Below are 11,980 nucleotides of genomic sequence, written 5' to 3'. Positions count from 1 at the left end.
TGGAACCATATAAACAACTGTACTACAATATTTTAATTTATAGAACTCCTCTTTACAAATTACAATCATCAAACAATAAGATTATAATCACTCAATATCCACCATAAACCGGCAACCGCGGACTCCGGTGCAACCTCACGCCCCATCCGGCAACCACCCGCAATTCACCGTCCCCGTCAGATATAATACAAGGCATTAGCCCGCATCCTCAAATATTTGTTAATGGAGAAATAGGCGCATAACCATGTAATCACCACTCCAAACACCAGTACGCTCACACAAACAACCAGCATGACTTCGGGCGTAATGACCCGGAGCAACTCCTGTTCATACGTCACCGCCCAATAGGCAGCCCCCATCAATATGGCATCCGCCAACACGGCAGCCAGCACCCCGCTCCACACATTCCTCCGCAAAAACGGCCGGCGGATAAAGCTCCAGCTCGCCCCCACCAGCTTCATCGTGTGAATGAGAAAACGTTTGGAATAAATGGCAAGCCTTATCGTATTGTTTATCAGCGCAAAGGAAATAAAAGTCAGCACCACCGCCAGAGCAAGCAACACCAGGCTGATGTTCCGTATGTTGTCATTCACGGCATCAATCAGCTCTTTCCGGTAAAGCACATCCTGTATATCAGTATTCCTCTTGATTATCTTCTCGATTTTCGCAATGCTGTCGGAATTGGCATAATCGGAATGAAGTTTGATTTCGATAGAAGCAGTAAAAGGATTATATCCCAGAAACTCCTTGGGATCAGTCCCCATCGCTTCGGTCTGCTCCCTCAATGCCTGTTTCTTGGAAATATACTCGGACTGCTTCACAAAAGGCTCCCGATTCAACCTCTTCTGGAGCTTCAAGATGTCCGCCTCCTTCATGTCATCGCTGATTAAAATAGAAAAGTTGATATTCTCGCGGACGTAAACAGACAGATTATGCGCCGTAAGCACGAAGAAAACAACCAGTCCCAGCAACAGCAATACCAGCGTAGTACTGATACTCGACGTGATGAACTGCATATCGAAAACCGAATTCGACTTATATCTGTTTTTACTACCCATCCGTTATCTTTTTTTTCGAAAAACGTAAATCATGGAACTGCTCCGTTCCTTCCGCCCCAAAGCGCTGAACCACGCCAGCGTCCCGGCATACATCCCTTTGAGGAAACTGCACGAACCTCCCCGGTGTTTCTCACTCAACATCGACACATAAAAAGCGTCAAACGGCATCGGATACCGTGCCGCCATGATAAAGCCGTGTCGGGAAGCCAGTTGTTGAATAGTTCCCGGCGTGAAATGCCAAAGATGGCGAGGGACATCATAAGCCGCCCAATATTCGCCGTAACGCTTCGCGTCATACGAAGAACAATTAGGAACAGCGACAATCAGTAATCCTTTCTCCGTCAGCATCCCGCGGAGCAATTCCCATGTTTCGTTGAGAGATTCGAGATGTTCCATCACATGCCAGAGAGTGACGACATCAAAACTGGCGGGAGCAAACTCTTTCAAAGCCGGTTCCGGTCTCATATCCAGGCCGAAACGCTCCTTCGCAAAGGCACGTGCCTGCGGGCTCTTCTCCACCGCCTCCACCTTCCAGCCGCGCCGTGCCATCGCATCGGCAAAATAGCCGGTTCCCGCCCCTATATCCAACAGGCGTCCCGTTTTGCGGTGAGCCTCCCTTGCCACCAGACGTGCCTTGCGTCCCAGCATATAAGAACGTACATAATGATAAACGGTATTCATCGCGCCCTTGCGCGTATCGGTATGAGAAATGTAATCGGGAGCCTCATAATACCTGCCTATCTCCGCCTCTACGGGAACCCCCTGGGTGAATGTAAACCCGCAATCCTCACACGAATGCAGTTCAAACCGTTCGCCCGAAGCATAAAAATCCGTACAAGTCATGACACGCTTCAAGTGCGCGCCACCACACACCGGACAAGCATTTATATTGAGTTTCTCCATCAATTCCAAACAAAATTAAGTGTTGTCCCGAATCACAAGACAACACTATACCCGAATTTGGTGCAAAGAAACAAATAAAAAGTGATGTAACGGGCTTTTGTTAAGGACTTTTAATAGAAGATTAAAAAGTCAGGTTAACGGAAAAGCCCATATTCCTGCAACCGGGTTGACGGAAGAAATCAATACCCCGATACCAGGTTCCGGCGCTTGCCGCTTCCGGTTCAAACGGAGCTTTATTGTACAACATAAGCAAGTTACACCTTACTAACGCCACCCGCACGTCTTGTATCCACTTCACCCACCGGCTGGCGGGAATATATATCCATAATTACCTCCTTTTCAGGAAAAATAAACCACACATGATGTAATGGGGCTTCCCATTCCGTATTGTTACCGACTTTTCTTTCGTTGTCTAAAGTAGATTGACATATCCAAAATTCTATACAATCCACAACAGATGCCACATACAAATTCAAATCTTTCTTCGAAAGCCCGGCAATACCTTCGTGAATGATTACAATATTATCATCTTCAATCCAACAAAAATCTCGGAACAAATCATCTAATGCATCGTGAAAAAATCTCAGATAAAAATATCCTGATATAAATTGACATTCAATCAAATTATATCAGGGTAAAAGTTACAGTTCAGCGATTACAAAAAAGAGAAATGATTGGTAATCAATATATTGCTAAAATACAAGCAACGGAGTTTAGCTATAAAATGAATAATTTGACAAGGTTCTTATCATAATCCATTTTATAAGTATCTGAAAATCAACAACAACGAACCGCTAAACTGTTACGGGTAAAATATAGAATATTAAATTCCGTTTACTTGTTGATAGTTCTCCACAACAATAATATCTATGTCAGGAAAATGCAAAGCAGCCGCTTCAAGTACATATTTAACATCTTCCCAAACCAATCCACCTAGACCCGCACCGATTTTGGGCATAGCTATTGCTGTAATATTTTGTTTTGTTGCAGACTCAAGCATCTTCCAAACAGAAATTCTCAAAGCATCCAAAGTTGCTTTCGTTTTCCAATCTTTCTGTGTACCTAAATTATATACATATTCATCGTTTAATCTATATTCAAAAATATCTCCTAATTTAAACGCTCCATCTTTACATAACTTTTTATACTGAAGATACATATCAGGATACTTACGTCTAAATTGCAATGCGATACCTTTTCCCATTGCACCAGCGCAATTACAACCATGTGCATAACAGTGTACATCAGGTAATGCGAAAATATCCCCATATTCTATATAGTTAATCATATTCTAAAAATTTAAATGTTACTTCGAGCACTAGTGACTTTAATATTTCATTTACCCAATTACCTTCGATGCGCTCTTACTATCATAAAGATTCGTTTCATGGACAGCGACAGCCAAAAGTATTCTAATTGTATCAACCACAATATATTATATTCCTTGCACCCTTTGATTTTTTTATTTCAATCAATACCTCTGCTGTAGGGCAGTATGGTATGAGGTCCTGGAACTTCTGGAATCAATCCCAGACTCGGACTTAAATAAGATATTGGGAATTTCTCTAAAAAAGAGAAATATCAACATTTCCTTTTCACCTTCAATAATCATGATAATTTATCATCTGTTTAAAATTATCAGCAAAGTCTAAATAAGATTTTAATCCATTATTAATTTCATAAAGCCTATCATCCTCCTCTAACAATCGCTTCAAAGTATCTGCTTCATAATTTTCTAAATGAGAAGCAACAGAGAACTTTTTTATGAATTCACTTATACATTCTAATGCGCGCTGACTATTACCTCGTAAATAATGAAGTATTGGTAGTACAAACTCTCGCGCTCCCCCATATTTTCCTATTTCCATGCCATAAACCACCTCATCTCTATCCACTAGCTTTTCCATATAAGGAATTCCATATTCTATGATAGCATCAGCCATCGCATTAGCCTCTCCGACAATATCTTCATTCAGTATAAATTTCCATTCTATATAATCTCTTGATGGCATTAAATAGCCAATAGGTGAACACAGCATAGCACCTACATAATCAGGATATTTGGGCATCCCTAAATTTCTTAATTGTATCTCTAATTCTTCTACATCTTTATATACGATTCCAGGACTCGGACTCAAATAAAAAACATGTTTTTCTCCATGCGTAGCAATACTAAATCCTATGTTTTGGATTGTTTTCTCATCTGCCATTCGCACAAAATAATTATATCCTTTTTTCTTAAAACCATACTTACCCAATCGTTCAGAAAGTATTGTCATTATTCTTTTCATTTGTTCTTTCATTTTCCATTATTGCATTTAAACGTCTCAGTTACAAATATAATCTATATCTTTATAATGCGTACCGAAATACCCTAAATCCTGCCAAACATTATCTATATTTTTCCAATGGGTTGCCACATTGATTGCTCCGCCAATAACAGCAGCACCTATTACAAACCAAATAAACTCCCCATTCTCATCCACATAACACAGCGGACTATTCATACAATAGCTATAACGGTTGAAAGACTGCGTATAATCAAGTATCTGCACATAAGGGGCAGGACTAAGGAAACGTCCTAATACGGAATCATACAAACGGGCATTCATATTTATCAGCCCGAACATCGGCAAATGTTCATGTCCTGTAAAACCTCTGCCCAGCATCAATTCCGGAGCACTCTCATTCGCATATGCCTCATGAGTCAAAGGATTACGCCTACAACCCCAGGCATCAAAGCTGTTTTCCTCCACCACATTTCCTTGTGTATCCGTTATTTGCAGGATACTACCCAAGTAATCACGGTGGATGAAATAAACAGAGGTACGGCCGCTATGCTTTACCAGTACAGCAGGGGCATCGTAATAACCACCACCTAAGTATAACCTTTCCTGCGTACCCGTACTGTCAATATCCGATTCATAATTACCACCTAAATAATAGCGTGACAACAGTGTCGAATCATTTACTGAATACTGCATACGTACACGCTCGTGATTGGCATTATACGTCAACACAGCTTTCTTTCCATCCTACGTGATAACGGAAGGACGTTCACCGACAGTATAGGCGATGTCAAGTCCAGACTTCACCGGATTGTCTTCAACAGGAGCCAAACCCGTCACGGCATAAGGACGGTTTGGGTTGGTATAGACCAGTTCCCCGGCATCACCCTTCCAACGAATATTACCGTAGTCATCATAAAGAACGGTATTATTACCGTAAGAACACAAACGGTTCAAGGTATCATAATCAAAGTCCTCAGACAGGTTTCTAGTTTCATCCGTACGATTTTCAAGATTGTTATTCGTCACATTGAAACGGTGGCTGTGGTCGAACACTATACCCCCATCCGCACGGGTGATGCTGCATCTTACAGGCAGTCCGTCGGTGGTATAACTGTAGGCTTTCTGCAACCATTTGCCATCCGGAGATTCTTCACGCTGCGTTTGCAGTCTGCCATACTCATCGTAAGTATTATACAGAGCACTGCCATTGCTTGACACTGCGGAAAGCAACAGGTTTTCCGTGTTGTCATAAGTATAAACCGTTGTCAAGTCAGGCGTTATTTGCTTCAGGACACGTCCGTAGCGGTCATACTCTTTCACTAATTCACGACCGTCGGCATCAGTCTCTTTGCCAATATAGCAGATACCATTTTCAATAATAGCATCGCTCAAAGCACCGTAGTCGCAAGAAAGCAAATTACCTTGATATAAATTGTTTTTTAGTCAACCTGTATCAGGGTAAGACAGTTTGTGAAAATCTGCTATTATTCCATCTTTAAACAATATTTATACTTGCGAATTTGTATCCATTCATGTATAATATCCATAATCATCTCTTTCTCCTTTTCAGGAAAAATAAACCACACATGATGTAATGGGGCTTTCCATTCCGTATTGTCACCTACTTTTTTTTCGCTGTCTAAAATAGATTGATATATCCAAGATTCTATACAATCCACAACAGATGCCACATATAAAGTTAAATCTTTCTTCGGAAGTCCGGTAATACCTTCATGAATGATTACAATATTATCATTTTCAATCCAACAAAAATCTCGGAACAAATCATCTAATGCATCCCAATTCTTTCCAAAATAAGATGGAAATCTTAATTTAGACATCAGCTTTACATACAACTCCTCTTTATTTGTTATTACAGGAATACGAACAATATAAGAATTTTCCGGAAATTCAACATCCTTATTTATAAACTGAATATATTTCATTTTTTAATCTTAGTTTTAATTATAATGCTTTTCTATTGATAACATTACTATAGCAAAGAACTAGAATTCATTACTGTTGTAAAAGTAAGAATTCTAATTCTTTTATTCATTATCACATTTTAAAATTTATTTGCCATCCGGAGATTCTTCACGCTGCGTTTGCAGTCTGCCATACTCATCGTAGGTATTGTGCAGAGCACTACCATTGCTTGACACTGCGGAAAGCAACAGGTTTTCCGTGTTGTCATAGGTATAAATCGTTGTCAAGTCAGGTGTTATTTGCTTCACGACACGTCCGTAGCGGTCATACTCTTTCACTAATTCACGACCATCGGCATCAGTCTCTTTGCTGACATTTCCGGCTTTGTCATATGCCGTCCGCCGGACGCCGGCACTGGGGTCTTTAATGGCAATACGACGGCCATACTTATCATAATAGAAACGGGTTTGTATATCCCCTGACATGATTGCCACCACCGGCTGGCCGTCGGGACGGTAATAGTAAGCAATACTTCCTGCAGCATCCGTCGCTTGTGTCATCAGCCCGACTTCATCATATGTACGGATATGGCGGATACCGTTTTCAATAATAGTATCGGTCAAAGCGCCATAAGCACAAGAATCCATCCCGGTTATACTCAAAGGTCTTCACCAGCCAGTCTTCCGAATCATAGGAGCACTCCTCTTTCCCAGTTAGTTGCTGCCTGTCATTATACTCGTAACGTTCTTGGGGAGCGATATTTCCATTAACAAAACTTGTCTTACGGACAGGAAGATACCGGTTGCCATAATCTGTTCTCACCTCCGTACTCAGCAGTTCCGGGTCGAACACAGAAGCCATCGTACGTCCATTCACCACATCTTCCGTCTCAATCTTCCGGAAACCACGGAAACCCAGGCCTGTACGATGAAACACGGCATTGGTGTACTTGTAAGTACCTCCTTCTCCGGATATATAAAAACAGGTATAATACCAGGGCGGCCCCGTACTTGTGTCACGGACATCTGTAAATGTCGTTTTCCCGACAGAGAATGCAACCGGTATCGCATCCCAGTATGAAGTTCCGCATCCTTCTGCGGCCTGTGCCTTCGACTCCCGTCCGAAGAGCATCATCAACAATAATAATATCATTCTTTTAATCATTGCATTTGTGTTATAATCCTCAATTCAAATAATCTTGTCAATCCGCCGTACAGAAACCGGTGCGCCCGATTCTGCACAGCGGAAATTATCCAACCTCTCTCTTTTTACAAATTCATCGCGTTAGCACCCAAAACGCCTGCCAAAGCCGAAGCCACTGCGATAACCACTTTCAGGATTGTATCCCAAAGTCCTTTCTTCATTGCCATCATTTACCTCCTTTCCGTTTCTTTAAATTGTTGTGTTACTCTGTGCTCTTCCGTGTTCTCCGCTTGCGTCGTGAATTCTCCGGACTCCTTGAATTCCTTCGCCACATCGAAGCACGGGCACTGTTTAATCCACTCTTCCGGCTCTATCACGCCGTTTCCGTTCAGGTCCGGCGACAGGTCGCGGTGTCCGCACACCCGGCAGCCGGGAAATTTCCCTTGCAACCGCCCGACAAGTTGCCGGAGCACAGAACGCTGTACCGAAGTCCGGGTATCCGCCGGGCGTCCCCGGCAGTCCAGACCACCTTCATAACAAATACCTATCGAGCGAGTGTTGAAGCCTTTTGCGTGGGCTCCGATGCGTTCGAGCGGCCGGGTGAGATGCAACGTTCCATCCTTGCGGATGTAGTAATGATAACCTGTCCCGTTAAACCCGCGACGCCGGTGCATCAAGTCCAAAGCCTCCGGTGAGAGCGTACAATCCTCCCGCGTGGCGCTGCAGTGCACCACGATTAAATCGATAATTTTCATGTCAGCAGATAATTTCAGTTCAGTTAAGAACCTGTTGTCCAGTCAGTTAAAAATCCGTTATTCAGTTTAGTGAGAAGCCTTTCATCCAGTTCAGTTGAGAAGCCTTTCATCCGGTTCAGTGAAAAGCCTATTGTCCAGTTCAGTTGAAAAGCCCGTTGTCCGGTTCAGTGAAAAGTCTGTTGTCCAGTTCAGTTGAAAACCTGTTATCAGGTTAAGTCCGTAAAGCCTGTCGTCGTTTATATTCCGTGCATTATATCCGATAGAAAAGCATTTATGCTGCCGGGTCCGGCGCTTCCCCGTTTCCGTCATTGCCGCCACCGTCCGGCCGGTTATCGCCGCCGTCATTACCGCCGCCCTCGCTACCCGCTATAAAAGCAAGCTTATCATAACGGACACATCTGGAACCGGTCACCATTGAACGGGTAGCGGTGGTCCGGTCAAGGTTCTTGGTCGTAGACGGTTGGAAGCGGACGGTAAGCGTAGCCTGCGCAGCAGACACTTCGTCCCATGTTTCCACACCTTTGCCGCGGGCCACCATCACCATGCGGAAAGTGCCGAGACCGTCCACACTCACGCTCTCCGAAGATTGCAGATGTTGCGCCATCACTGTCACCAGGTTGTCAAGCGTGTTTTTGACATCGCCCGGAGAGAGAGAAGAATAAGCGGCAATCTCTTTCGAAAGCTGTGCGGAATCCACATTCCCCGAACGTACGACGCGGGGATAGAAAAGCTTTTTACCGCTCTTTTTGTCTTCCAGCGTAGACTGGAAAGGTTTGTAAAGTACTGGCATAATTGTAAGTTTTTTTAGTCATTAATAAATTTAAATCAGTCTGTGTCTTTAAGCTTATCGACAATGCAAATATAAGGCCTTATCCCCGATTTGCCAAGAGATTTCAGAAGTGTGCGTGAATAAATGCGTGAATATAAAAAACATTACATAATACACTTATTTACAATATATTACCATCAAGACAAAAATACAATCCCCGACGTATCTACTTATTCAGCACACTCAACAGATAATGTCCCGGCAGCTTTATCTTCCCACCGCTTTCACGAATGGTCCCGAAGCCCCTCCAGACCTTTCCCCCGATTTCCCCGTAATTACTTTTCACCACGATGGCATATTGTTCGGCAGGTGGGATACGGTAGAGCCGCAGGTTGTCCAACAGGCCGGCAAAGTTGCGCGGGCATCCGTCGGCGGGAGCACGCATACAGTCAATGTCCGCCTGCGTCAGTTCGCTTTTCTTCTTCGCCCGCGGAGAAGGAACCACCGCCGGAACCATTTCATAAGAAGAATCTCCTCCTTCTTCATCCCCTCCTTCACAAGGAGGGTTAGGGAGGATATTTTCTTTTATTTCTTTTTCTTTCTTTTTAGGCAGACAGTTTTTGTCGCAACATCCCGGAGTATTGTCTACATTACCGGTCTTCCTACATACAGCATCCGCGGTTTCCGCAACAGTATCCGGCACGCTTGTCCCCTCGCCCGGCTGTCCGGCCTCGTCCGGGAGCAGGCAGTAGTCCGGCAAGATATGACGGCGGCTGCGACGTTTGGTAATAAAGAGAAACTGCCGCTGGATATCAGTGGAAGTCAGGATACCGTGACGTTCGTAAAGTGCGGAATCGAAGAAACCGTATTCCACGAACAGGCGGAGCACACGGCGGACACTATCATTGTCCGTACTGAAAAGCTGGTCGGCAAGTTCGTCGCAGAAGTCATCATCGACAAGAATATAATACCCCTCGCCCGAATAGATGTAAGACAGGGTATAGAGCAGGATAGTGAAGGCAGAGTCACCTTCACGTTTCATCACGCGGCGCACGACACGGTCGTGCATAAAATCAGTATTCAAAGGGAAATAGTCAAGCCCTTGTTTTATTCGTCCCATAATGCAGGTAGTTTTTATCGTTCAGTTCGGATTCCAGGTACATCAGTCCGCCAGTTCGGCTTCCGATTCGCGGACTTTGTATTTTTTCCGTTTTATGCTGGCAGTCACGGTCTCAAGGGCATGCAGAATAAGCTTATGACGCAGTACGGGGTCTTCCGTACAGGTAATTACGGGGTAAGACACCTCCTTGCCGCATGCCAGGGAGAGCTTCTCATTTTTCCGGCTGTTACGGCTGGCGGATTTGCGGCATTCCTTACAGTAGTTGCCGGGAAGACCGGTTTTCCTGTTGATATAAAAAGCATCAGCGGGAAGAGAACGCTTGCAACATCCGCAAACGCATAGTGTTTGTTCTTTTAAGGTTTTCATATTATTATCCGGTTATATGTTTGTAAATACTAGTTTTTTCCAATCAGGTCTGAAATAATCCGGGCGTACAGTATTCGTACACAAAACGTAATCATCCTGTTGTCCGGCCGTCAGGTATTAACAGATATCGCGTCAGGTGTTAACAGGCAGAAGAACAACTGTTAACAGTCGGGAGGACAGCCGTTAACAACTGACGGCAAAGTCGCTGCCGGCGGCGGACGGGATATTTGCAGGATTTTTGCGTTTTTCTTGCGGTTTTGCATGGTTTATCCGTTTTTAATTTATAATTTTGAAACGTTTTCTATAAATCAGTGCGACAAAGATAGAATAATTTTCACATATAAAACAACAGTTTTCATATTTTATCTTAAACCTATTTTTCAAACCGCTGATTATAAACATATAGTAAACTTTTTTTCAAATGGCCGTAAAGCGGTCGTCACTTGCTAATTCGGAATCAGTCCTTTAAACAAGAAAACAGAATGGATACAAACTTGGACGTACCCGGCATCATCAAACGTGCCAAAGAAGTGTTAAACCTGGGAAAAGACAGTGAGCTTGCTGAATATCTGGGAGTTTCAAGAGCAACAGTTACCAACTGGGGCGCACGGAACAGCATAGACTTCCGCCTGCTGCTCGATAAGTTCGGTAATAAAGTGAATTACAATTGGCTGTTGCTGGGAAAAGGAGACCCGGAACAACCGCCGAGATTCTGCGAAAGCAAACTGGCAAGGGGAGAAGTGAAGATTATACACAATCCTAAAACAGTAGAGCCGATAGACGACCGGAGTGTGACATTATATGACATCACGGCGGCGGCAAACCTGAAAACATTGTTCACCAACAAACAGCAGTATGCACTGGGGAAAATATTGATTCCGAATATCTCCGTTTGCGACGGGGCGATTTATGTAAACGGAGACAGCATGTATCCCATCCTGAAATCCGGAGACATCATCGGATATAAGGAAATCAGCAGTTTCGACAATATCATTTACGGGGAAATCTACCTGGTGTCGTTCATGATTGACGGCGACGATTATCTGACGGTGAAATACGCGAACCGTTCAGAAAAAGAAGGGTTCATCAAACTGGTGAGCTACAACCCCCACCATGAACCGATGGATATCCCGTTTGCATCCATCAATGCGATGGCAATCGTAAAATTCTCGATTCGCAGGCACATGATGATGTAAGTTTCACCGCAGAGGACACGGCAAAGAGAAAAATGCAGCATCCTCCGCGATGAATTTCCTTGTGACGAATCGGGAATCTCCTTATGACGAAGGATGAATTGTCCTGTGGTGAACTGTAAATTCCCTTAGGATGAATCGCAAGTACTACAGATAAATTGCAAATTCCTTAGGACGAATCGCAACTACTACAGATAAATTACAAATCCCCTTAAGACGAATCGCAAGTACTACAGATAAATTACAAATCCCCTTAGGACGAATTCCAAGTACTACAGATAGATTACAAATTCCCTTAAGACGAATCGCAAGTACTCCTGATAAATTGCAAATCCCTTAAGGCGAATCGCAAGTACTACAGATAGACTACAAATTCCTTAAGACGAATCGTAAGTACTACCGATAGACTACAAATCCCTTAAGACGAATCGCAAGCACTCCTGATAAATTGCAAAT

Annotated in this window: 15 protein-coding genes and 1 pseudogene; 1 reads left to right on the top strand and 15 read right to left on the bottom strand. The window is 43.5% G+C overall.

Features of this window, described 5'->3' with window-relative positions:
• Nucleotides 1–176: 176 nt before the first annotated feature.
• The 15 genes and pseudogenes from Q5076_RS17260 to Q5076_RS17190 form a co-directional block, all read right to left on the bottom strand.
• Nucleotides 177–1,058, bottom strand: coding sequence for an ABC transporter permease (locus Q5076_RS17260; RefSeq protein ID WP_303014989.1), 882 nt, complete (start codon nucleotides 1,056–1,058; stop codon nucleotides 177–179).
• 3 nt (nucleotides 1,059–1,061) lie between these two features.
• Nucleotides 1,062–1,961, bottom strand: a complete 900-nt coding sequence (locus tag Q5076_RS17255; RefSeq protein ID WP_303014987.1) for a methyltransferase domain-containing protein — start codon at nucleotides 1,959–1,961, stop codon at nucleotides 1,062–1,064.
• A 254-nt stretch (nucleotides 1,962–2,215) separates the two neighbouring features.
• Nucleotides 2,216–2,584 (bottom strand): hypothetical protein, encoded by a 369-nt coding sequence (locus Q5076_RS17250; protein ID WP_303014985.1) that lies wholly within the window; start codon nucleotides 2,582–2,584, stop codon nucleotides 2,216–2,218.
• Between the two features lie 200 nt (nucleotides 2,585–2,784).
• Nucleotides 2,785–3,249 carry a macro domain-containing protein gene (locus tag Q5076_RS17245; RefSeq protein WP_303014984.1) on the bottom strand — a complete coding sequence of 155 codons (465 nt, stop codon included), beginning with the start codon at nucleotides 3,247–3,249 and terminating at the stop codon, nucleotides 2,785–2,787.
• A 313-nt stretch (nucleotides 3,250–3,562) separates the two neighbouring features.
• Complete coding sequence (locus Q5076_RS17240; RefSeq protein WP_303014982.1) at nucleotides 3,563–4,264, bottom strand: hypothetical protein; 702 nt, start codon at nucleotides 4,262–4,264, stop codon at nucleotides 3,563–3,565.
• A 24-nt stretch (nucleotides 4,265–4,288) separates the two neighbouring features.
• Nucleotides 4,289–4,945: an RHS repeat domain-containing protein gene (locus Q5076_RS17235; protein WP_303014981.1), complete on the bottom strand. Its 657-nt coding sequence runs from the start codon at nucleotides 4,943–4,945 to the stop codon at nucleotides 4,289–4,291.
• Nucleotides 4,946–4,996: 51 nt separating this feature from the next.
• Nucleotides 4,997–5,668, bottom strand: coding sequence for a hypothetical protein (locus tag Q5076_RS17230; RefSeq protein WP_303014979.1), 672 nt, complete (start codon nucleotides 5,666–5,668; stop codon nucleotides 4,997–4,999).
• Nucleotides 5,669–5,736: 68 nt separating this feature from the next.
• A complete protein-coding gene (locus Q5076_RS17225) occupies nucleotides 5,737–6,198 on the bottom strand; it encodes a barstar family protein (RefSeq protein WP_303014977.1) in 462 nt (153 codons plus the stop codon).
• 126 nt (nucleotides 6,199–6,324) lie between these two features.
• Nucleotides 6,325–6,801 (bottom strand): hypothetical protein, encoded by a 477-nt coding sequence (locus Q5076_RS17220; protein WP_303014975.1) that lies wholly within the window; start codon nucleotides 6,799–6,801, stop codon nucleotides 6,325–6,327.
• Complete coding sequence (locus Q5076_RS17215; RefSeq protein ID WP_303014974.1) at nucleotides 6,782–7,330, bottom strand: hypothetical protein; 549 nt, start codon at nucleotides 7,328–7,330, stop codon at nucleotides 6,782–6,784. The genes Q5076_RS17220 and Q5076_RS17215 overlap by 20 nt, the downstream gene beginning before the upstream one ends.
• Before the next feature lie 116 nt (nucleotides 7,331–7,446).
• A complete protein-coding gene (locus tag Q5076_RS17210) occupies nucleotides 7,447–7,542 on the bottom strand; it encodes a smalltalk protein (RefSeq protein WP_303014991.1) in 96 nt (31 codons plus the stop codon).
• Between the two features lie 5 nt (nucleotides 7,543–7,547).
• Nucleotides 7,548–8,076 (bottom strand): annotated as a pseudogene (locus Q5076_RS17205) (N-acetylmuramoyl-L-alanine amidase).
• Between the two features lie 271 nt (nucleotides 8,077–8,347).
• On the bottom strand, nucleotides 8,348–8,866 hold the full coding sequence (locus Q5076_RS17200) for an HU family DNA-binding protein (protein ID WP_303014971.1): 519 nt from the start codon (nucleotides 8,864–8,866) through the stop codon (nucleotides 8,348–8,350).
• A 205-nt stretch (nucleotides 8,867–9,071) separates the two neighbouring features.
• On the bottom strand, nucleotides 9,072–9,965 hold the full coding sequence (locus Q5076_RS17195) for a DUF4373 domain-containing protein (RefSeq protein ID WP_303014969.1): 894 nt from the start codon (nucleotides 9,963–9,965) through the stop codon (nucleotides 9,072–9,074).
• A 42-nt stretch (nucleotides 9,966–10,007) separates the two neighbouring features.
• Nucleotides 10,008–10,331 carry a hypothetical protein gene (locus tag Q5076_RS17190; protein ID WP_303014967.1) on the bottom strand — a complete coding sequence of 108 codons (324 nt, stop codon included), beginning with the start codon at nucleotides 10,329–10,331 and terminating at the stop codon, nucleotides 10,008–10,010.
• Nucleotides 10,332–10,813: 482 nt separating this feature from the next.
• On the opposite strand from Q5076_RS17190, the gene Q5076_RS17185 reads away from it, so the two are divergent.
• A complete protein-coding gene (locus Q5076_RS17185) occupies nucleotides 10,814–11,527 on the top strand; it encodes a S24 family peptidase (protein ID WP_303014965.1) in 714 nt (237 codons plus the stop codon).
• The last annotated feature ends 453 nt before the right edge of the window (nucleotides 11,528–11,980 follow it).

It is taken from the genome of uncultured Bacteroides sp. (genome assembly GCF_958445495.1).
Taxonomy (GTDB): Bacteria; Bacteroidota; Bacteroidia; order Bacteroidales; family Bacteroidaceae; genus Bacteroides.
This window is presented reverse-complemented; position numbering and strand designations above follow the sequence as displayed.

Excerpts from the sequence above, each read along its gene's own strand:
- Q5076_RS17260 (WP_303014989.1), bottom strand. The coding sequence starts at position 1,058 with ATGGGTAGTAAAAACAGATATAAGTCGAATTCGGTTTTCGATATGCAG.
- Q5076_RS17255 (WP_303014987.1), bottom strand. The coding sequence starts at position 1,961 with ATGGAGAAACTCAATATAAATGCTTGTCCGGTGTGTGGTGGCGCGCAC.
- Q5076_RS17245 (WP_303014984.1), bottom strand. The coding sequence starts at position 3,249 with ATGATTAACTATATAGAATATGGGGATATTTTCGCATTACCTGATGTA.
- Q5076_RS17240 (WP_303014982.1), bottom strand. The coding sequence starts at position 4,264 with ATGAAAGAACAAATGAAAAGAATAATGACAATACTTTCTGAACGATTG.
- Q5076_RS17235 (WP_303014981.1), bottom strand. The coding sequence starts at position 4,945 with ATGCAGTATTCAGTAAATGATTCGACACTGTTGTCACGCTATTATTTA.
- Q5076_RS17225 (WP_303014977.1), bottom strand. The coding sequence starts at position 6,198 with ATGAAATATATTCAGTTTATAAATAAGGATGTTGAATTTCCGGAAAAT.
- Q5076_RS17215 (WP_303014974.1), bottom strand. The coding sequence starts at position 7,330 with ATGATATTATTATTGTTGATGATGCTCTTCGGACGGGAGTCGAAGGCA.
- Q5076_RS17210 (WP_303014991.1), bottom strand. The coding sequence starts at position 7,542 with ATGAAGAAAGGACTTTGGGATACAATCCTGAAAGTGGTTATCGCAGTG.
- Q5076_RS17200 (WP_303014971.1), bottom strand. The coding sequence starts at position 8,866 with ATGCCAGTACTTTACAAACCTTTCCAGTCTACGCTGGAAGACAAAAAG.
- Q5076_RS17195 (WP_303014969.1), bottom strand. The coding sequence starts at position 9,965 with ATGGGACGAATAAAACAAGGGCTTGACTATTTCCCTTTGAATACTGAT.
- Q5076_RS17190 (WP_303014967.1), bottom strand. The coding sequence starts at position 10,331 with ATGAAAACCTTAAAAGAACAAACACTATGCGTTTGCGGATGTTGCAAG.
- Q5076_RS17185 (WP_303014965.1), top strand. The coding sequence starts at position 10,814 with ATGGATACAAACTTGGACGTACCCGGCATCATCAAACGTGCCAAAGAA.